This window comes from Parvimonas sp. D9, assembly GCF_035282565.1.
Classification (GTDB): domain Bacteria; phylum Bacillota; class Clostridia; order Tissierellales; family Peptoniphilaceae; genus Parvimonas; species Parvimonas micra.
On the sequence record NZ_JAYKBM010000006.1, the window covers coordinates 51,216 to 74,212 of the forward strand.

A 22,997-nucleotide genomic window follows, 5' to 3' on the forward strand; every position below is an offset into this window, starting at 1 on the left:
TTCAAATTTGAAATTGATGAAAAATATTGTTCAAAAGCTTATTAAAATGGTTTAAAAAATTATTGAATAGTTTGAAATTTAATAAGACCTATATTAGATTTTTAAAGCGATAAATTTTATTAAGAGTTAAATTATAAAATTCTAGAAACATTTCGACAAACTTAAAACTATTAAGATTTAGTAATAATAGTATCAAAAAGAAGATATTTATATTATAGAAAAGGTATTGTAATTAAAATGTTAAACAAAATCAAATCGTATTGGTATGAATTAAAAACAGAATATGAAAAAAGATATAATAAACCATTTTTAAACGATTTTGAAAGTTCAAAAGAATATCTTGAGAAAATGAAAAGCTATCTTTTGGAAAAGCAAAGTGAATGTCCATCAAATGTAGATGTTATTTGTACTCTTGCTTCTGTTGAGTTGGAACTTAGAGATGATAAATTTGATTATATTGAATTTCTACAAGACTTTTTAAATGAGTTTGAAAATTCTTTAGGAGATATTGATAAAGCAAGAATATATACTAATCTTGCTTTTTGGGAGGATTTTTCTAAGGACAGTTTGATGTATTTGAACAAAGCTAAAGACTTAAATTCGCCATTTGTGGAAACTTATACAGGTCTTGGTCTTTATTATTTTAGCGAGTATGAATATTCTAAAAATGAAAAGAATTTATTAGTTAGTTGTAATTACTTTAAGATTGCAAGAGAAATGGAAGAAAGTTATGTAACTTCTTTCAATTTTGCTGTATCTTTATTTGAACTTAAGGAACATGAAAAAGCAAAGGAAATATTTTTAAACTTACTCGAAATTTATCCTAATAGAATGCGTCTGTTATTGTGTTTAGCTTATTGTGAAGTGTATCTTGGAAACAAGAATAAAGCAATTTCTTATGTAGAGAAAGTAAAACCTGGTCAAGATATTAATTATAATTTAAATACAGATGATATTTCAGAAGACCAAATTATTGATGTTTATTATTTGTTAGAAGATTATGACACTTTTTTAAATCTTTGTGGAGATTGTGTTGAGTACTATTATATTGCAGAGTGGGAAGAATATTTTTATGTTCTTTGGTTAAAAAATCAAAAGGAAATATTTTTTAGTCTTGAAGAAAAGAATCGAAAGTATTTTGAAGAAGCTATAAATGAAGCTATAGCTGATGAAGATTATGAGAGTGAAAAAGAGAAACAAGAAACTATTGCTAATTGGGAAGAGGATAAAAGAAATTTTGAAGAAATGATTTCTAAAATAAAGAGTGGAGTTTCAAGACCTGAGGGAAAATTAAAGCTATATCCTGAGTATTCTTGCTTTATGGTAGACTGTGTTAGACATAAATTTTAAAAATAAGTTAATAAAATCTAATTATGAGGGATAGAAAAGGGGAGTAATGGATAAATTAATTAATTTTTTGAAAGACAAAATAACTAATGAAATTTCTTTGGAAGAAATTATCAATGTATTCGAACAGATGTGCAATATTCCGCTTGAAGAAGATATGATTTTATTTGAGACAGGAATATTTACTACTTTTGGAGATGAGCCAATGTTTCAAATTTCCTTAGTCAGACAATTTCCAAATGAGGATGAAGAATTTTATCAAATTCATGTAGATATTTTATATGAGTCTGATAATGAAAATAAAATGATGATTGAGTCAATATGGGATGAAGATTTAAGTGAAAATATATTTACCTATATTAGAAATTCAAAAGTTTTTGCTTACGCGAAAAACAAAAAATATAGTAAATTTAAAATATGGTGTGATGAAACTTAAATTGGTAACTTTCGCTTTCCGGAGCTGACTATACAATTAAATTCTTTATGTGGAATACATAAAGTATTTAATTGTATATTTAATGGCATATTATCTTTTACTGATGAATAAATTATTTTTATGAGGATAAAAAATTAATGCAGAATACATGATTAATACCGACAAATAACACTGGTTATAAAAGAGTTTATTTGGTATAGTATATCTGTACAAATATATAAAAAATTGACAAATAATGGAAATTTTAAATATGAATTTATAAAGCATATTATATGTAATTAGTAAGAGTATTTACCCGATGGATAGGTATGTATTCTTACCAATTTTTTATAAGAAATACGGAGGATAAAAACAATGAAAAGGTTAGTAAAAAAATCTATGAGCTTAGTTTTGGCTCTACTAATGATGTTCAGCGTATTTGTCGGTGCTACAAAAGTATTGGCTGAAGAAATGCCTGATAAAGAGAAAAAACTAACAAAAGACAATTATTGGGCTGAGTTAAGTTGGTATAAAGATTCGACTCATAAAGGGGTTATGCCATCTTATTTAAAGGATTATTTTGCAAGTAGTCGTGTAAAATGGGCTAATCGACTAAATGAGTATTCTTTGGTTCCGTTTTTCCCAGATGCAGGAATTTCTTCAGATGCTGAGGTAGATAAAGATATTGAAGAAATGGTAACACAATATTTAGCTCCATATGCTAAAGATTATCCGCATAAAGAACATCCTGATCCAACACTTAATCGTTGGAAGGGTGGAAAACAATGGAATCCATATAACTTTAATTATGCGAATGATCTCTTAACGGAAAAAACAACTGATTATAATGTGCGTGCGGATATCAAAGAAAGAGGTCTTTCCAGTACAGCTGTTTCCAATCATCGTATAGGAGACAAAATCAATTTAGATTTTCATGTTGATTTATCATTGTTTAAAAAGATCAAAAATACTGTACTTATTGCTGTAATTAATTCGGAATTTCCGGCCTACTATATGATGAAAAATAATATGCCTGAAACTGCAATTACACAATCCGACGCTGAATTGGTATTTGTCTTAGACTTGCCAAAAGGGTTAGAATCTCTGGATACAACTAAATACAAATTGTCCGGTATTGATGGTTTTGATGATTTATCTGTTACAAAAGAAAAAGGTGGCAGGAGAATTGTTGTAAAAGCAAGACTAAAGGCACCACATACTTATGAAACATTAAAGGAATTATACAAAAAAATTCAAAAGGTTAAATCAGCAACACTAAGTGTGGACGGATTACAAGTAACTTCTGATGTTGAAATCAACAAAAACAATACTGTTACAGGATATGCCTATGGTGCACATGAAAATATCTTTACTACAGATAATAATGTTATTTTTAATAAAGATGATTCAGCTATTCAAAAGGATAATAAGCATTATTTCTTCCGTCAAGCTATTGTTTATGCAGCGAAACAATCTGTGGATGGAAAAGATGAAGCCGGTGATGTTAATAAACCTAATTTGATTACTTATACATTCAGAGTAAATCATAATAAGGTAACTTTCATGAACGATAGTGCAACATATGCAACAATCAATGTAGAAAAGGGCAAAGCAATTGATACTGACAATTTAACTGATCAATCTATGCCTGCAAATCCAAGTAAAGCAGGATATACATTTAAAGAATGGAACACATCTGCTGATGGAAAAGGTATGAAGTTTACAGGTACAACTGTTGTAAATGAAGATTCAACTGTGTATGCTATTTACGACAAGAATGTATCTCCTATTAATGAAGCACCTACACTTGAAGTTAAAGACAAAACTATTAAAAAAGGTGAAAAATTTGATTTAATGAGCCTTGTTGTATCTGCTAAAGATAAAGAAGATGGTGATTTAACTAAAGATGTAAAACTTATTGATGATGGTGGTTTTAATAAGGATAAGATAGGTAAATATACTGTTACATTTAAAGTAACTGATAAAGATGGAGCAAGTGTAACAAAGAAAGCTGTTGTTACAGTTGTTGAAAAAAGCAAACCTGCTCTAAAGCCTAATAATAATTCCGGAAAAAAATTACCAAAAACAGGTAATGATGCAAACATAATCCTATATGCTACATTATTAGGATTATCAGGAGCAGTGATTACTGCAGTAGGAATTAGAAGAAAAAAAGAAAATTAATTTTAGATAGGACTTAAATATATAGTTCAGTAATTAAGGTTTGGGGAGTAAAATTTAAAAAATACTCCCTAACTTTTTTTATTACATAAAAAATTTTTTAAAAATTTAAAATAGTTGTAATCTTGATTTTTACATTTTTAATTTATAAATAAATGAAATAATATTTAAAAATTTGAGTGGATTTTAGTATAAAACTGATTGTTATAAATTACTAATATCTTTAAAAGGAGTATTATGGAATTAATTAGATATTTGAATGCATATTTTGCTTTTAGTTTTTTAGGTTGGGTATGGGAAAGTATTTATTGTACAATTGATGCAAGAAAATGGCAAAATCGTGGATTTTTATATGGACCATTATGTCCTATTTACGGTTTTGGTTCAATTTTAGGATTGGTTTTTTATGATCTTATTTCAATGGGTAAAATTTCTCATCTTTCATGGTGGCAAATATTTATTATGGGATTTGTTGCTAGTATGATATTAGAATATCCAACATCTTATGTTCTTGAGAAATTGTTTCATGCTAGATGGTGGGATTATAGTGATATGCCACTTAATATAAATGGAAGGACTTGTGTGATTACTTCTGTTGGTTTTGGGATTGGAGCAATTATTATAATGGAATTTTTTATTCCACTTTTTGAAAAAATTTATGTGACAATTCCAAATAATTTTGCAATAGCTCTTGCTGTTGTTTTACTGGCTATACATTCTTCGGATTTTACACTTACAGTTTCAGGATTGACTAACTTCCAAAGAAATATTGCTGAGTTGGAAGAAGAGTTCCAAGATAGAATGACTTCGACTGTAGACAAAATATTTGAAAGACATAGCAGATTGTATGGTAGAACATTAAGCAGAATAGCTTCTTTTAGGATGAGTGAGTCTCGTAATATGATTGCAGATAAATTAGTAAAAATAAGACGTGATTTGAAAAAGAAGAAATAATATCTTATTATTAGATTATTTGGAGTTTAGAAAGAATGTTAATTTCTAAATGTTGAATTTAATGATATATATTATATTATAGTTGATATTGATAAGACTTTAGAAAAATAAATTAAATAAAATACTCTAAAAGGAGTTGTATATAGTTGATTAGATTATCAATTATAGCAACTCTTTTGTTTTGTTCCATAGTAAAATTAAAAGAGAAAAGAATATATAGATATGATATAATATATTTAATAAAATAACTATAAGGGATGATGTAATTTGAATAGGAAAGAGAATGAAAGTATTCGTTCAAAAATTTTAGGTATTTGTTTAATTTTATTTATTTTAGCAATTGCTTTTTTTACATTTAGTCAGCTTCTCCGAGGTGATGATACCTATGGCAATATTGAAAGAAGTGGACAGAGAATTGGCAATAGCATTTTTTATAAATATGATAACAAGATTTATGCACTTATTCCAAGTGGTGGATATTACATTGTAGAGGATGCAGATGTAGATTCTTTTAGTGTTATTAATTCAGAGAATACTTATGATTCTCGTGTAGTTGGAATTGATAAAAATCATGTTTATTTTGGAAATGTAAAAATTGAAGAGCTTAATCCAAAGGAAATAACTAATGTTGGAAATGGATATTATACTGATGGTAAAAGTACTTATTTTTGTTCTTCACTTTCTGAGAGAAATGATGAGCTTTCCTATGTTTCAGAAATTTTTGGACATATAGTTCATGCTTTTTTTAAGGATAAAAAGCCTAAGTCATATATTTATCCATATCATAAATTAAATACTGAAAAGAAAATTTCGAAAATTAATAATTTAATATATTTTGCAACAGATGGAGATGTGCTCTATTACAAGGGAAAGCCACTTGAAAACGCAGATATAAATACTATAAAGGAAGTTTCTAAACATGGAGAGTATTTTTGTGATAAAAATAATGTTTATTACAAAAATGAACTTTTACCAATTAAAAATAGTGGGGAATTAGAAGTCGTTTCAGTTGAGCAGGGAGAGGATTTGCTTTATGATAAAAAGAGTGGAGAAGTTTTTAAAGGTAATTTTAGATTTGATGAAAGTTCTGCCCCTTATAAAGTAATTGGAAATAGTAGTTCTCATATTCATAATCTATTTTTTGTTTCAAAAGATGGAGTATATTTTTATAATCAAAGAAAAAATAAGCAGGTAAAAATTGGAGAAAATAATTTTAAAGGAAATATTGAATTTTTAGATAAAAATGTATTTTGTGATGAAGAAAATATCTATTTTTTAAATTCTTATGAAAAGTATATTGTTAGATTTAGAGTTCCACATATTAGACGATTGTATTCAAGAAATTCTCAAATAGTTAGCTTTGATAAAAAAGAAGGTTGGGAAAAAGTAAAAGACATACAAAGTAATGTAATAGGCTCCGTTTGGACAAAAAATGGGAAATACTATTATTTTGACAATTTAGGAAATAGCCAACTTATTAACGATACAGTTTTTGAAATTACTGACAAAGAAGTATTGAATGAATTATTATCAGATGAAAGCAGAATAACAGTAGATAGAATTAGAGAAATAATAAAAGATGAAAAATTGCAAGCCGTATCAGGAGAAGCGAAATATACAGCAACCGTAAAATATAGTCATTACTACCTTTATATGATTTTATTATTTCCTTTTGTAATTATTGGTAGTATATTAAAACAAAAAGGCAGAAGAAAACTACTTAAATATAATGAAAGATATAGGTAAAATATATACTACTATTAGATTTTTTAAAAATGTTTGATTAAAATAATACAGAATATATCATATAATGTCAAAAATGTTGATTTGTGAATTTTTGTGTGATTACAATGGTTATAGATAGTTGTATTCTAAATAACTTTGTGGTATAATTACACTGAAAAGTTATCAAAAGTATTGACAAATGTCGAAAGATGAAAGTTGTTTATTTATTTTTATACGGATAAATGAATTTGTCATTTTGATATGGAGGAAAATAAAAAAGGAGATGAAAAGATGAAGAACAAAATTAAAAAGTTCCTTTCTTTTTTTACAGCGTTAGTGATAGCTTTGGGTGTAATAATACCCGGAGCATCTTCTGTTCATGCTGCAAATACATTAAATGTAGCACAATATACAAAAACTAGCGGAGTTGTAAAAGGAGTAAAAGGTAGCAATTCCGGAACTTATGAAGGAAAATGGGACGCAAAAATTCCAATGGGAAAAGTAATGGCTGGAATTGAAAGTGAAATGAAAAGTGCAGCAGATTCTGGGTATTATCCACATGGAAAAGACGGAAAAAACAAGATAGCATATGTTGAATACAAAGTTAAATTCCCTGAGGGTGTAACTATTGATAGCACTAAAATTATGGCTGATAATTCAACTAGCATGTTTAACAAGGCGGCATTTACTCATACTGTAAGTGGACAAGTTGTTACATTTAAATTTCCATTACGCGATGAGAATTGGGCAGGTATATATAAGCACTACAAGGACGATGGTGGAGCTACTTCAGATAAGACTATAGACATCAGTATTCCATATACTGTAAAAGCAAATAGTCTTAATGAAGCCAAAGCTTTAGAATCTAAAAATGTAACTGCAAAAGGTGATTTTGAAACACATGCTAGTGGTACTTGGTACTCATTTACTAAGAAGGTTTACAATACAGATGTTAGTACAAAACCATTAGCTCCTGATTTTTCAAAGTCTGATGTATTCGTTAAATCTACAGAACAAGATATTTCACAAAAAGGAAATTTAGACGGAGATTTATTGGTTAATGGAAATACACAACATGATAAGGTGTATGAAGCTAATAAAAATGATTCATTGACTATGACCGGACTTTTAAATGTTTCTCCTATCAAGAAACAATTGAAAGAACTTGAAGACAAATATCCTTCTTCCGGTGTTGCAACAGATATTAAAGTAGAAAATGTAAATACAAGCTTTACAGCTAAGATGACTTTGCCGGAAGAAATGAAATTTGTAGATGGTTATACAGTTGAATTAGCTGGAGCAAATGGCAAGTTTAAGATTGCTGAACAAAAAGTAACCGGCAAAACAATTACTGTTACTCTTACTGTAGCAGATAACATTAAAACTTTTAAAGAAGTTAAAGAAGCTGTATATGGAGTAGAAAATGATTTAAAAGTTAATGTAAAAGGTGTTAAATTTGATACAGATAAGGCTAAAGCTAATACAAATTATACAATTAACGGAATGGTTTCCGGTAAATTCACAGCAAAGGCTACAAACATTCTTACAGGAAATGTAATCAATTTTGATTATATTTGGGAAGGTGTTCAACTTGCCGGAGGAGAAGATTCAACTGATCCTACTACTAAAGATATAAAATTAACACTTAAATATGTAGAAACTGCTGAAAATACATTCGAAGCAACTCAAAAATTATTAGGAGATATCTTAGTAGGAGATAATACAGAACATGATAAAGTTTATGAAGTTGAAAAGGGAACAAAAGTTGCTTTTACCGGTTCTTTAGATGTATCACCGGTTAAAAAACAAATGAAAGATATAGAAGAACAATTCAAAAAGACAAACACAGACCCTTCAACTATTAAAATTTCTGATTATAGTTCAACTTTTACAGCTACATTAACATTGCCTGAAGAAATGGATTTCGAAGGAAATCCGCAAGTATCATTATTGAATGATAATGGAAAATACAGGATAGTTAGTTCAAGTGTGAGCGGAAAAACTATAAAGGTAGTGATGACAGTAAATAAAGAAGTAAAATCATTTGCTGAATTAAAAGATGCCGTAAACGGAATGGAAGATAAACTTAATGTTGTAGTTAACGGTGCTAGATTCAATAATAAAGCATTAGAAAATACAAATTATACAGTTAAAGGAACAATGACTGGAGAACTTAAGGCAAAAGCTAGAGAAACAGCAACCGGAAATGTGATTAACTTTAAGCTAAACTGGTATGCAGAACAACTACCGGAAGGAGCTGATGCAATTAATCCTACAAGTAAAGACATCACATTTACATTAAAATATGTAGCTAAAAAGCCACCGGTTAATCCAACAAATCCAACAACACCTGGTAATGAGAAACCAAATAATAAATTACCAAGAACAGGTGCAGGAACAAGTATAGCTTTATATACAGTTCTAGTTGGAATATCAGGAGCTTTAATTGTTGGATTAAAAAGAAGAAAAAATGAAAATTAATAACTGTTAATTTCATAATAAAACATAAATAAATCGACCTTTGGATACGACTTGAGCTATTTCTAGAGGTCGATTTTTGCATATTTATAATGTTTTTAGTGGCCTAATTGTAAGGGAGAAGATAATGGGAGTAATTTATTTCTTTGACAGATATTTTAAAAGGTATCTTTTGAAGGGTACAAAAGCACTTAATCCATCTGATACCGGTATTTTTCCAAATGGAATTTCATGTGTTAGGGAATCGGATGTGAATATGTGGTTTTATACTAAAGATGGTAATACTATTGCCTTTGATTCAGGACATATGAATTTTCCGAATGTCAATCTTGAGTTTGAAAAAATTAATATAAATCCGGATAATATTAAACATGTTTTTTTAACTCATGTTGATGTAGATCATGCCGGTGGAATTGATAAGAATGGAAAGAATATTTTCCCAAATGCTCAAGTGTATATTGGCGAAAATGACGAACAATATTTAACAGGACAACTTTATAGAATGAAGAAATTAGGATTTTTAAAGCTTAATATTGGTGTAAGTTTATCTCCTGGATACAAGCTTATCCAAGACGGACAAGTTTTTGATATTGAAGGGATAAAAATAATTGCTATTCATATTCCTGGACATACAATTGGACATATGTGTTATATTGTTGATGACAAAATTCTTATAAGTGGAGATTGTTTAGCTATTAATAAAAAAGGTGGTTATCCATTCTTTGACTTTTTCACACAATTTCCGGAAATGAATAAAAAATCCTTAATTAAATTAAAAGAAAAAGTTAAGAGATATAACATTGAAGCAGTCTGCACCGGTCATAGCGGATATAGAAAATTTGATGATAATACTTTTGCTCATATTGGCGAGACTGCAGACTTTGGCAGGAAAAATCATTTTGATGAAGATGCTCCTGATGACTGTATGAAATATTAGTTATAAATGAAAAGTTTAGTATGAAGATAATTATATATTCTATCTTAATTAATATAAAATTAAATAGGCTCCTGAATTACTGCTAGGAGCCTTTTAAGAAATTCAAAATATGTTTTAAGGCTTATATTTAGGGCAAATTATAATAAAATATAGAGCATATTATGAGGAGTACAAAATGGAATTAAAAAGTATAGTTGAAAAGCAAAAAGAATTTTTTAACACAGATGCGACAAAATCTGTTGAATATAGAATTAGTATGTTACGAAAACTTGAGAATGTAATTAAAGAGAATGAAAAGCAAATACTATCTGCATTAAATAATGACCTTTCAAAATCAGAGGCAGAAGGTTATCTTACTGAAATTGGAATAGTATATGGTGAAATTCGTGAGGCATTGAAAAATGTAAAGAAATGGAGTAAGCCTAGAAGGGTAAGGGGAAGTCTTGGTACATTTCCCGCTAAAAGCTATGTCTATTCAGAGCCGTATGGAGTTGTATTAATAATATCTCCTTGGAATTATCCTTTTAATTTGTCGCTTTCTCCACTGGTTGCTGCTATTGCTGCAGGAAATTGTGCTGTTATAAAATGCTCAAAAGAGAGCAAAAATACATCAAAAATAATTAGAGATATAATAAATAAAACATTTGAAGAAGAATATATTTACTGTGTAGATTCTGAACTTGATTATGATAAAATTTTACATCAAAGATATGATTTTATATTCTTTACCGGAAGTGCAAGAGTCGGGAAAATTATAATGCGTGTAGCGAGTGAAAATTTAATTCCTGTATCTTTGGAATTAGGAGGAAAGAGTCCTTGTATTATTGACGAAACAGCTGATATTAAACTTTCAGCAAAACGTATCGTATGGGGGAAACTATTAAATGCGGGACAGACATGTGTTTCAATAGACTATATTGTTGTTCATAAAAATGTAAAAGAAGAACTTATTAAATGCTTGCAAAAAGAAATTGGATTGAGATATCCTGATGCTGTAAATAACAAATCTTATCCAAAAATTATTAATACTCGTCATTATGAACGTCTTTTAAATTTAATAAAGACTGAGTCAAAAGTAATTGGCGGAAAAAGTAATGATCGCGAAAGAAAGATTGAACCTACAATATTTCCTGATGTAGATTTTAATCACGAGATCATGAAAGGTGAAATTTTTGGACCTTTATTACCGATTATTGAGTATGATGATATAGATAAAGTTATTAATATAATTAAAGAAATAGAAAAGCCATTAGCATGTTATATTTTTTCTCAAAGAAAAGAAAACGCCGAGAATATTATTAACAGTCTTTCCTATGGAGGAGGTTGTGTTAATGATACTATAATGCAACTTGCAAATAGTCATGTTCCTTTTGGTGGAGTAGGAAATAGCGGTATGGGCTCTTATCATGGGAAACATGGTTTTGATTTATTAAGTCATAAAAAAGGAATTGTAAAAAATAAAACAATTTTTGATTTACCATTTAGATATGCACCTTTTGATTTGAAAAAATTGAACATATTTAAACGTATTATGTGATATATATATGAACAAATGTTGTTATATTAAAATATAATATTTATAATTAAATTTTTTGTCGATTTTAAATAGTATTTATAAAAGAGAGTTCTTTTCTGATTGTTCAGTGGGATTCTTTTTTTGTGGACTTAATCTTAGATTATATTATAACATAATCATAATAATTATAACAATTAAAATATTAGACTTTACTGTCATTTTGTGGTATAATAGTTACGACTTTATATTTTATGTAAAAACCGGAATTAGTATAAATTTGTTATGGATTTTTGAATTTTTATAAATGTTGGGGAACGTCTAATTTGTAAATTTTACATATAATTTAAAGTCTGAGTTTATTATGAAACAAAATAATAAAGTTTGAAAAAGTACTAGAAAGGGGAAGAAAAATTTGAAAAGAGATTTAATTAAAAGAAGTTTAAGTATTTTTCTCGTAGTTACGATGGTTTTTTCAATTATATTACATGCAAAGATTACAGCACATGCTGATGAAGTGCATTCAAATGTAATAACAAAAGCAAATATTACAGATTTGGAGGGTAAGCCGATTACGAAGCCAATGCCTGCTTGGAAAGCATTTAGGATAAATGCGGAGTATGCATTACCAAATAATCAGGTAAAAGAGGGGGACACTACAACATTGACATTGCCTAAAGGCTTTTCGCCGGCATCTCCATTTGATTTTGAGATTAAAGCTGGAAATGATGTTGTTGCAAATGGAAAAATAGTTGATGGTAATCCTGCAAAAGTGGTTATTACATATACAAAATATGCCCAAGAACATTCTCATGTTAAAGGATCATTTTATTTTAATATTCAAATTAATAGTAACACGCAAACTCAAACAGGTGTTATTCCGGTAACACTTACTGCAAAGGGAGATGGAACAGTTGTTCCTGCAGGCACTGTTACTTATAATCCGCAACAAGTTTCACCTGTACAAGTAATAAAAGGTGGCTGGATGGATAGTAAAGATAAAACTATAGGTCATTATAAAATAAGCATTAATCAATCCAATAAGGAAATGGTAAATGCAAAGGTAACTGATGAACTTTTGAATCCGGGAGTTCAATATGTTGAAAATTCATTCCAGATACTTGAAGGTAAATGGGTTAAAAATGCAACAGGAACAGATATTTTATTTACTAATGAGGTAGATGTAACTGCAAAATATAAAGACAAACTTAAGATTGAGGGCAATAAGTTTACACTTGATATTGGAAATAGACCAGAAGGTAAAGGATTGATGATTAGATATAAAGTTAAAATATCCTATGAACCTGTGGTTGGTGAAGAATTTAAAAACAAAGTGGAACTTATAGATGCCGGAAAAACTTTTAAGCATAATACGTCTTATAAAATTATAGATGCCAGTGGTGGTGGCGCAGGATATGTATATAAAATTAAAGTGCATAAAAAAGGAAATGACGGATCATCATTATCTGGAGCAATGTTTGATGTTATTCGTGTGCGTAACAACCAAAAAGTTGGAACTATTACTACCGGTACTGATGGAAAAGGTGAACTTGGAAATTTAGTTTTGGATAGATATAAACTCGTTGAAACAAAAGCACCTGACAATTATCTACCTTTAAAAGATCCAGTTTATGTTGAAGAGAAAGATTTTGATAAAAATAGCAGAATTGCATTAAAAACCATAGAAAATAAACTTAATGAAAAAATTTCTATTCCAGTAATTAAAAAATGGATTGGTCCTGCAAAAGATTCAGTAACTGTACAACTTAAAAAAGTAGGAAGTAATGATGTAATTCAAGAACATGAACTAAAAGCAAGTGAAAATTGGACATATACATTTACAGGACTAAATAAGTATGAAGCAGATGGTTCAGAAATCAAATATGAAGTAGTTGAAAAGAATGTACCTGAAGGATATACTTCAGAAATTACTGGAACAATGCAAGACGGATTTACAATTACGAACAAAAATACTGAAAAAGTAAAAATTCCTGTAGAAAAGAAATGGGAAGATAATAATAACCAAGACGGTAAGAGAGTTAAGGAAATAGTTGTAAGATTAGTAAAGAATGATATTCCTACAGATAAGATAATAAAACTAAATGAGCAAAATAATTGGAAAGGTGAATTTACAGACCTTGACAAATATGATGCACAAGGAAACAAAATTAAATACACTGTTAAAGAAGAAACAGTAGTAGAAGGATACGATACTGAAATAATTGCAGGGCAAGTAGATGGAGTTTTAGGATATATAATTAAAAACAAACATAATGTTGAAAAAACTGAAATTCCTGTAGAAAAGAAGTGGATTGGACCTGCAAGCGTTGAAGAAGTAACTGTAAAATTATTTGCTGATGGTGTAGATACCGGAAAAACTTTAACTTTAAAGAAAAGTGAAAATTGGAAAGGTAAATTTACGAACCTTGATAAATACAAAAACGGAAAAGAAATAGTTTATACAATCAAGGAAGCAAAAGTAGAAGGTTACGAAAGCAAGGTAGAAGGAAATGCAAAAGACGGCTTTGTAATCACAAATAAGAATTTAGCAAAGACACAAGTTCCAGTTGAAAAGAAATGGATAGGAAAAGCTGTAAATGAAATTGAAGTAAAACTTTTAGCAAATGGAAAAGAAGTACAAACAGCTAAATTAAATGAAGCAAATTCTTGGAAACATACATTCAAAGACTTGCCAAAATATGACGACAATGGAAAAGAAATAACTTATACAGTAAAAGAAGTAGCAATTGAAGGATACGAAAGCAAGGTAGAAGGAAATGCAAAAGACGGCTTTATAATTACAAATAGGAATGTAGAAAAAACACAAGTTCCAGTTGAAAAGAAATGGATAGGAAAAGCTGTAAATGAAATTGAAGTAAAACTTTTAGCAAATGGAAAAGAAGTTCAATCAGCTAAATTAAACGAAGCAAATTCTTGGAAACATACATTCAAAGACTTGCCAAAATATGACGATAATGGAAAAGAAATAACTTATACAGTAAAAGAAGTAGCGATTGAAGGATATGAAAGCAAGATAGAAGGAAATGCAAAAGACGGCTTTGTAATTACAAATAGGAATGTAGAAAAAACTGAAATTCCAGTAGAAAAGAAATGGATTGGAAAGGTATTAAAAGAAATTGAAGTACAACTTTTAGCAAATGGAAAAGAAATTCAAAATGTTAAGTTGAACGAAGGAAATTCTTGGAAACATACATTCAAAGACTTACCTGTATATGATGACAATGGAAAAGAAATAACTTATACAGTTAAGGAAACAAAAGTAGAAGGATATGAAAGCAAGATAGAAGGAAATGCAAAAGACGGCTTTATAATTACAAATAGGAATGTAGAAAAAACACAAGTTCCAGTTGAAAAGAAATGGATAGGAAAAGCTGTAAATGAAATTGAAGTAAAACTTTTAGCAAATGGAAAAGAAGTTCAATCAGCTAAATTAAACGAAGCAAATTCTTGGAAACATACATTCAAAGACTTGCCAAAATATGACGATAATGGAAAAGAAATAACTTATACAGTAAAAGAAGTAGCGATTGAAGGATATGAAAGCAAGATAGAAGGAAATGCAAAAGACGGCTTTGTAATTACAAATAGGAATGTAGAAAAAACTGAAATTCCAGTAGAAAAGAAATGGATTGGAAAGGTATTAAAAGAAATTGAAGTACAACTTTTAGCAAATGGAAAAGAAGTACAAACAGCTAAATTAAACGAAGCAAATTCTTGGAAACATACATTCAAAGATTTGCCAAAATATGATGACAATGGAAAAGAAATAGTTTATACAGTAAAAGAAGTAGCAATTGAAGGATATGAAAGCAAGATAGAAGGAAACGCAAAAGACGGCTTTGTAATTACTAATAAGGAAATTCCAAAGAAACCTAAATTGGCTAAGACAGGAATAGAAACAAGTGCTTCAATTTATTCGGGAATTTTAGCTATATCAGGTGGAATAATGGTATTCTTGAAAAAAAGAAATCAAAAGAAAAATACAAGTATCTAGATTTTGATTTAAATATAACATACAATTATAATAAAAAAATTAAGTAATTAAAGTTAGGGAGTAAAATTAAAAAAAAATACTCCCTGATTTTTTTATTATGAAAAATAACAAGGTTTCAGGCATTCATCTGACGTGAAGTATCGCGGAAGGGGGAGGTTCTTATTTAGTTTTTTAAAAACAATTAAATAAAATAAGAAATTAAGTAAGTTTATTTGTTTTATAGTTAAGAAAATTATAAGAAAATATTTCAAAATAAATATTCATAAAATCACAGGATGAGATTAATGAAAAAGGGTAATTACATTAGGTAAAACGATATTTTTTATATAAAAATAAATATTATAAAAATTGTATAAAAATAGTAGACAATTCATTCTATATTATGCTATAATTTAGCTAATAAAATTTTAAAAATTTAGAGATATTAATTAGAAGAAATCGAATACATTTTAAATCGCTTTTATATGATAATTAAAATTTGTTGGTAGTTTTTACATAAAGTTCATTAATTCAAAGTTTTATGATTATTTACTATGGAGTTGTTAAGATGTAAGTAATCTATACTTTAATATGAAAGGAGAAATAAAATGAAAAAAAGAAGTAAGCAAATTTTTAAAAGCGCAGTCTCGTTTGTGATTATCTTTTTGATGGTAATATCAAGCGTGATTCAACCATCCTCAAAAACTAAGGCTGACGGATTTCCAAATGATGCTACGGGAGTATCTCCGGATGGTAAATATTACTCAGCAGGGAAAAGTAATCGTTTAGGAATGGTTACATCAGATGAATCACATACTCCAGTAGAGCTATTCGGTTTTTGTATGGCAAATAGCAAGAGATATCCCGAATATGATGTCGCAAAGGATAAATACTTCGGTGTGTATGAGCAAATATTAAATCTAAATAAGGAGAGTTTTAATAAACTTGTTAGAGATAATCACCTACCGGGTGTTGTTGCAACAGGTTATGATGAACTTTGGAATAAAGTATCTAAACTTATTTATATTTATTTGAAAGATCCGACAAATGTTATCGGAAGATCCGGTTGGGCAAATCTACAGGCAGCGATTAACGAATTTTATATCGTTGTTCAGCAAGAAATATGGCGTTATACAGATGGGCAAAAAGTTGATAAAGATACTAATTCATATTTGTATTATAGATACTCAAAACAAGCCCAAAAAGCAGTATACTTATTGCGTGAAGCCGTAGATAGTATCAATGTGCCTGCTGATTTTGAACTTCGTGGTTATAAACCCGAGTGGGTTCAAGGTCAAATCGGATATCAGGCTATTGTAACCGGTAGATTGAAAAAAGACCAACCAGTTGGAGAAATAAAAACAACAGTAACGGCTGGAGGAAAAACTTCAACTGAAAATGAAGTTGCAACGTTAAAGGCAAAGGATATTGAAGGTGGAGTTGAAGTTTCGGATAAGGTAACATATAAGGGACTTTATCCAAATGTAGAATATGATGTTGAAGGTAAAATTTATGAAGTAAAAGATGGAAAACTCGTTAATCCTGATAATCCTGTTTCTGAAGTAAATGGTAGTACAAATTTAAAACCTGATGCATCAGGAAAAGGCGAATGGACATTAAATTTTGGAAAACTTAATTTAGAAGCCGGAAAATCCTATGTAGTTTTTGAGAAAGTAGTTTCATTGGAAAATGTAATAGATACAGACGGAGATGGAAAGCCGGATAAGAAACAAGAATTAACACATGAAGATCCGAAAGATAAATCACAAACATTTACAGTTTTACCTAAGGAAGAAGTTGAAAAAGAAGTTGTATTCAGCAAAGTAAATGTAGGCGGAGAAGAAATAGCGGGAGCAAAAATCCAAATTAAAGATGCACAAGGACAAGTAGTAAAAGAATGGATATCGAAAGCCAGACAAAGCGAAATTATTAAGTTAAAAGCCGGAACATATATATTCCATGAAGAAGCGGCTCCTAACGGATACCTAAAAGTTACGGATATAACTTTTGAAGTGGACGAACAAGGAAAAGTTACGGTTAAAAATGCAAACGGAAACGAAGTAAAAGCGAATGAAAATAAATTAACAGTAACAGACAAAACTGAACCGGTTGTACCGCCAACACCAGGTGAAAAAGAAGTATTATTCAGCAAAGTAAATGTAGGCGGAGAAGAAATAGCAGGAGCTAAAATCCAAATTAAAGATGCACAAGGACAAGTAGTAAAAGAATGGACATCAAAAGCCGGACAAAGCGAAATTATTAAGTTAAAAGCCGGAACATATATATTCCACGAAGAAGCGGCTCCTAACGGATACCTAAAAGTTACAGATATAACTTTTGAAGTGGATGAACAAGGAAAAGTTACAGTTAAAAATGCAAACGGAAACGAAGTAAAAGCGAATGAAAATAAATTAACAGTAACAGACAAAACTGAACCGGTTGTACCGCCGACACCAGGTGAAAAAGAAGTATTATTCAGCAAAGTAAATGTAGGTGGAGAAGAAATAGCAGGAGCAAAAATCCAAATTAAAGATGCACAAGGACAAGTAGTAAAAGAATGGACATCAAAAGCCGGACAAAGCGAAATTATTAAGTTAAAAGCCGGAACATATATATTCCACGAAGAAGTGGCTCCTAACGGATACCTAAAAGTTACAGATATAACTTTTGAAGTGGATGAACAAGGAAAAGTTACAGTTAAAAATGCAAACGGAAACGAAGTAAAAGCGAATGAAAATAAATTAACAGTAACAGACAAAACTGAACCGGTTGTACCGCCAACACCAGGTGAAAAAGAAGTATTATTCAGCAAAGTAAATGTAGGTGGAGAAGAAATAGCAGGAGCAAAAATCCAAATTAAAGATGCACAAGGAAATGTATTAAAAGAATGGATATCGAAAGCCGGACAAAGCGAAACTATTAAGTTAAAAGCCGGAACATATATATTCCACGAAGAAGCGGCTCCTAACGGATACCTAAAAGTTACAGATATAACTTTTGAAGTGGATGAACAAGGAAAAGTTACAGTTAAAAATGCAGACGGAAACGAAGTAAAGGCAAATGGAAATAAATTAACAGTAACAGATAAGACAAAATCACCAACACCAGAAACACCTTGGACACCAATGATACCTTCAACAAGAAATTTAAAGGTAACAAAGAAATGGTTGGGAACAAACGGAAATAAAATCACGGCACCTGTAGATAAAATAGAAGTTGAATTATATAAAGATGGAAAAGCAACAGGGCAAAAACTTGAATTGAATAAAGCCAACAGCTGGACAGGAGAATTTAAAGACTTAAAAGCATATGAATCAATAGAAAATTCAAAGGCTTATGAATACACAGTAAAAGAAGTAGGCGAAAATAACAATTCAATCAAGTTAGGTAACAAATTATTTAAGGTAACTTATTCCGGAAATATGAAAGACGGAGTAGAAGTGGTTAATACAGAAAGTCCTGCATTGTCACCTTCAATACCTTCTGAAAAACCTAAGAAGTCTAAATTGGCTAAGACAGGAATTGGAGCAAGTGCTTCAATTTATTCGGGAATTTTAGCTATATCAGGTGGAATAATGTTATTCTTGAAAAAAAGAAATCAAAAATAAAGAAACAAAAAAATTTTTTAATGGTAAATAGCAGGTCCTATTGAGACTTGCTATTTTTATATAAATTTTCAAAAAGAAAATTCAAACTAGTTATATTTGTTTTTTGATAGGTTTAATTGATAAAATCTTTACATTGTGATAAAATAATAGTAGAAAGAGTAGGAGAGTGATACTTTGGAAAAATTAGCAAAAATATATTTTGATTCATTTGAGTCATTTGATTTTGCCGGTTTGAGTAAGTTTTTTTTCGAAAATAGTATTATTTCTTATATTGTTGGAATTTTATTGATTTACATAGTTTTTAAATTATTAAAGTTTCCGTTTAAAATTTTTAAAAAGATTGTTGTGAATTCTGTAATAGGATATGTGATTTTATATATTTTAGCACTTTTTAAAGTTACTATTGTTCCATTTACCTATTTGAGCTACTTTTTAGTTGGTAGTTTCGGAACGGTAGGAATAATTTTATCATATTTATTTTATTCAATTTAAGGAGTTATAAGATGGGGTTATTTATTACTTTTGAAGGACCTGACGGGTGTGGAAAGACTTCAATAATGAATTTAATTAAGGAATACTACAAGAGTAATGAAAAAATAATTTTTACGAGAGAACCGGGAGGAACTAAAATATCAGAAAAAATTAGAGAGATTATTTTATCTAATGATAATTCTAATATGTCGCCACGAACAGAGGCATTACTTTATTCGGCAAGTAGAGCTCAACATATTGATGAACTTATAAAACCGAATTTAGATAAAGGAAATATTGTAATTTCAGATAGATTTGTTTTAAGTTCGCTTGCTTATCAAGGTGGAGGTAGAGAACTCGGAGTTGAAAATGTGAAAAAGATAAATGATTTTGCTATAAACGGAGTGAATCCGGATATGATTATTTTCTTTTATGTAGATCCTTTAACAACTTTGAAGAGAAAGTCTTTAAATGTAGATGCCGACAGACTTGAGCTTTCTGGAGATGATTTCCATAGTAGAGTTTATGATACATATATGGAACTTCTTGAGAAAATGAAAGACGAAAAAGTTTTAAAAAAAATTGATGCTACTAAAAGTATGTCGGAAGTTTTTGAAGATGTAAAAAATATAATAGATGAGAAATTGGAGGAATTGCTATGAAAATGATAATTGCAATAGTTCAAGATCAAGACTTGAACCCACTACAAGATGATTTAACTGAAAAGGGATTCAGAATGACAAATCTTGCTTCAACAGGTGGATTTTTAAGAGCTGGAAACTCAACTCTTTTGATTGGGGTTGAAGAAGAAAAGTTGGAAGAGTGTTTGAAAATAATTGAAGAAAATTGTAAGTCAAGAGAAATTACGACATCTGTTTTGAGTGTTACAATGCCGGGCGATGCTTATATTCCTTTCCCTATGGAAGTTTTAGTAGGCGGAGCTACAATTTTTGTACTTGATGTTGTAGATTTTGTGAGAATGTAGGTGATTTTATGAAACTTATTTTAGCAATAATACAAGACCATATAGCCCAAGATGTTTTAAATGAACTTTCCGAAAATAAAATTAGGGCTACAAAACTATCTTCAACTGGTGGTTTTTTCAGAAAAGGAAATACAACTATTTTGATAGGTATTGAAGAAGAAAAATTGGATAGAGTTAAAGAAATGATTTTAAATATTTCAAAAAATAAGGAAACTGTTGATGATAAAACTGCCAATACTGTAATGTTTGTTCTAAATATGGATCAATTTATAAGGGTGTAGTTTATGAATTATACTCTTTTCAAAGAAAAGATTGAGTTTTTTGAGTTTTCTCAGAACTATATAGTTGAGGGAAGTGAGACTTTTTTAGATAGTGTTTCTAAAGAATTAACATTAAAGGTTTTAAATCCGGAAGATGATTTTAAAATTTTTAGAGAAATTGAAGAACAAACACATCCTGATTTGATGATAGTTGAAAGCGAAAGAAATAATATTTCTATTGATTCAATTAGAGAGATGATTAAATATGTTCAAAAACGACCTTTAGAGGGGAAATATAAGTTGGTTATCATAAAAGGAGGACAGTTTTTGAGAGCTGAATCATCCAATGCTTTATTGAAAACTCTGGAAGAGTCTTTTGACTATGTTATAATCTGTATTTTAGTTGATTCAAGATATAAATTGTTGTCAACTATAAGGAGTAGGTGCATATTTGTTTCAGAAGTAAATTCTTCAGAAAATTTTGATTATTCGGATTATGGGCGATTGTTGGATATTTTATCTCTCGCACTCAAAGGAGAATTTCTGGCAATTTATGATTCGAAAAATAAGGAATATCTTTTGAGTTTAAAAGAAGACAGAAATTTCATACCTTTATTGTATAATTTTTTTAAAGAATTTTATATTTTTTTAGAAACCGGAAAAGATGTTTCAAATGAGGATATTTTGAAAATATTTAAAAATAATATTAATTATGATAAAGATAAATTGTTAAAAATTTTGGATACGATAAATATTGTTAGAGAAAATTTATATAATAATGTAAATTTTCAGTTATCAATCGAAAAAATATTTATAACAATTTTAAGATAAATGGAGGTTTGTATGGAGAAATTTACTAATCTTATTCTGTTGATGAATGTTGACAGTAGTAAAAATTTATTTTTAATCATAGGACTTTTAAGTTTAATAGCGATTATAGCGGTGTTATTTATAAAGAAAAAAAATAAATAATATTAACTAGATATTTAACTGCACTCATAATGTATGGAGTGCAGTTTTTTGAAAGATATTTTTATAGAACTTTGTTCATTTGACTTTATTTCTTTTTTATGTTAAAATATACAAGAAGGCGGTGCTGTTATGAATACAAAAGAGAAATTAGTTATGATTAAAAGAGTTTTGGAAAACAACATTGGAAGAAAAGTATTGATTACTATAAGACGAAGTAAAGAAGAATGTGTTGAGATTAAGGGAGTAATTGGAGATGTGTTTACATCATTTTTTACTGTTGAGATTGAAACAGAAGAACATAAAATAAGAACTTGTTCATATTCTTACTTTGATGTTTTGACATCACAAGTGAGTTTAAAGGCAAGTTAATAGGAGAGATTGTTAGAACTTTGATTTTTCAAAGTTCTTTTTTTGAAATAAAAAACAACTGAAAATTTAAATAATATCTCAGCTGTTTATATTTTGAGTTTTAAAATTTTAAAATTTTAAAATTTTTTGTAAACTTTTGTAAATCATCGGAACCAGTATTGAACATACAATTATTTCGGGTATTCCGTTTGAAACGGCAACTCCAAATAAAAATTTTGCAGGATTGATTTTTAAAACTTCATATATTTGGTTCGAACAAAATATATATGCCATAGAAAGTACACCGAATGTATTTATCATTGTTCCTACCATACTTGCAAATACAACATTGAATATGTTTTTAATGTATTTTTTTACAAAGATAAAGGTATAATATGTCCCTATTCCTATTAATGCTCTTGGAAGTATTGATACCATAGGATTTATAAACATAAATGATAATGGACTTATTCCAGATAAATGTTGAAAAAATGAAAATAATCCAAAAATTAGCCCAACAAAAAATGATACTGTAGGTTTTTCTATTAATGCAATTAGAATTATTGGTATATGTACCGTAGTTATTCTAACCGGTCCCAATGGAATAAATCCTATAGGAGAAAGTGATAAAATAATTACAATTGCACTTAATATTCCAATTTTTGTAATGGATTTTGTTGAAATATTTTTCATAAGTTCCTCCTTGAATTTTTCATATTAAAGTCGTGTATATTATAGCAAAAATTTTATAAAAATTCTATAACTTTTAATATGTTTTGTTTTTTTTATGCGAATTTGGTATAATTATA

18 protein-coding genes are annotated in these 22,997 nt (G+C 29.0%); 17 read left to right on the top strand and 1 reads right to left on the bottom strand.

Features of this window, described 5'->3' with window-relative positions:
* The first annotated feature begins 237 nt into the window (after window positions 1-237).
* From VJI94_RS06500 to VJI94_RS06580, 17 genes are all read left to right on the top strand, one after another.
* Window positions 238-1,350: a tetratricopeptide repeat protein gene (locus VJI94_RS06500; protein WP_324008754.1), complete on the top strand. Its 1,113-nt coding sequence runs from the start codon at window positions 238-240 to the stop codon at window positions 1,348-1,350.
* 46 nt (window positions 1,351-1,396) lie between these two features.
* Window positions 1,397-1,783, top strand: a complete 387-nt coding sequence (locus tag VJI94_RS06505) for a hypothetical protein (protein ID WP_324008755.1) — start codon at window positions 1,397-1,399, stop codon at window positions 1,781-1,783.
* A 354-nt stretch (window positions 1,784-2,137) separates the two neighbouring features.
* Window positions 2,138-3,946 (top strand): InlB B-repeat-containing protein, encoded by a 1,809-nt coding sequence (locus VJI94_RS06510; protein WP_324008756.1) that lies wholly within the window; start codon window positions 2,138-2,140, stop codon window positions 3,944-3,946.
* Between the two features lie 234 nt (window positions 3,947-4,180).
* A complete protein-coding gene (locus VJI94_RS06515) occupies window positions 4,181-4,897 on the top strand; it encodes a putative ABC transporter permease (protein ID WP_324008757.1) in 717 nt (238 codons plus the stop codon).
* A 267-nt stretch (window positions 4,898-5,164) separates the two neighbouring features.
* Window positions 5,165-6,643 carry a DKNYY domain-containing protein gene (locus VJI94_RS06520; protein ID WP_324008758.1) on the top strand — a complete coding sequence of 493 codons (1,479 nt, stop codon included), beginning with the start codon at window positions 5,165-5,167 and terminating at the stop codon, window positions 6,641-6,643.
* Window positions 6,644-6,913: 270 nt separating this feature from the next.
* Window positions 6,914-9,103, top strand: coding sequence for an LPXTG cell wall anchor domain-containing protein (locus VJI94_RS06525; RefSeq protein WP_324008759.1), 2,190 nt, complete (start codon window positions 6,914-6,916; stop codon window positions 9,101-9,103).
* A gap of 124 nt (window positions 9,104-9,227) precedes the next feature.
* On the top strand, window positions 9,228-10,037 hold the full coding sequence (locus VJI94_RS06530; protein ID WP_324008760.1) for an MBL fold metallo-hydrolase: 810 nt from the start codon (window positions 9,228-9,230) through the stop codon (window positions 10,035-10,037).
* Window positions 10,038-10,212: 175 nt separating this feature from the next.
* Window positions 10,213-11,574 (top strand): aldehyde dehydrogenase, encoded by a 1,362-nt coding sequence (locus tag VJI94_RS06535; RefSeq protein ID WP_324008761.1) that lies wholly within the window; start codon window positions 10,213-10,215, stop codon window positions 11,572-11,574.
* Window positions 11,575-11,965: 391 nt separating this feature from the next.
* Entirely contained in the window at window positions 11,966-15,565 is a 3,600-nt protein-coding gene (locus tag VJI94_RS06540) for a Cna B-type domain-containing protein (protein WP_324008762.1), read from the top strand.
* A gap of 587 nt (window positions 15,566-16,152) precedes the next feature.
* On the top strand, window positions 16,153-19,152 hold the full coding sequence (locus tag VJI94_RS06545) for a thioester-forming surface-anchored protein (protein WP_324008763.1): 3,000 nt from the start codon (window positions 16,153-16,155) through the stop codon (window positions 19,150-19,152).
* A 174-nt stretch (window positions 19,153-19,326) separates the two neighbouring features.
* Window positions 19,327-19,644, top strand: coding sequence for a pro-sigmaK processing inhibitor BofA family protein (locus VJI94_RS06550; protein WP_324008764.1), 318 nt, complete (start codon window positions 19,327-19,329; stop codon window positions 19,642-19,644).
* Window positions 19,645-19,655: 11 nt separating this feature from the next.
* Complete coding sequence (gene tmk, locus VJI94_RS06555) at window positions 19,656-20,285, top strand: dTMP kinase (protein ID WP_029949413.1); 630 nt, start codon at window positions 19,656-19,658, stop codon at window positions 20,283-20,285.
* Complete coding sequence (locus VJI94_RS06560) at window positions 20,282-20,608, top strand: cyclic-di-AMP receptor (protein ID WP_004832315.1); 327 nt, start codon at window positions 20,282-20,284, stop codon at window positions 20,606-20,608. Before tmk ends, VJI94_RS06560 begins: the two co-directional genes overlap by 4 nt.
* An 8-nt stretch (window positions 20,609-20,616) precedes the next feature.
* Entirely contained in the window at window positions 20,617-20,889 is a 273-nt protein-coding gene (locus tag VJI94_RS06565; protein ID WP_004832314.1) for a cyclic-di-AMP receptor, read from the top strand.
* A gap of 3 nt (window positions 20,890-20,892) precedes the next feature.
* Window positions 20,893-21,699, top strand: coding sequence for a hypothetical protein (locus tag VJI94_RS06570; RefSeq protein WP_324008765.1), 807 nt, complete (start codon window positions 20,893-20,895; stop codon window positions 21,697-21,699).
* A 12-nt stretch (window positions 21,700-21,711) separates the two neighbouring features.
* Window positions 21,712-21,840, top strand: coding sequence for an LPXTG cell wall anchor domain-containing protein (locus tag VJI94_RS06575; protein WP_233428857.1), 129 nt, complete (start codon window positions 21,712-21,714; stop codon window positions 21,838-21,840).
* Window positions 21,841-21,969: 129 nt separating this feature from the next.
* On the top strand, window positions 21,970-22,209 hold the full coding sequence (locus tag VJI94_RS06580; protein WP_029949417.1) for a Veg family protein: 240 nt from the start codon (window positions 21,970-21,972) through the stop codon (window positions 22,207-22,209).
* Window positions 22,210-22,317: 108 nt separating this feature from the next.
* Here VJI94_RS06580 and VJI94_RS06585 read toward each other — a convergent pair whose 3' ends face one another.
* Window positions 22,318-22,881: an ECF transporter S component gene (locus VJI94_RS06585; protein WP_029949418.1), complete on the bottom strand. Its 564-nt coding sequence runs from the start codon at window positions 22,879-22,881 to the stop codon at window positions 22,318-22,320.
* Window positions 22,882-22,997 lie beyond the last annotated feature (116 nt).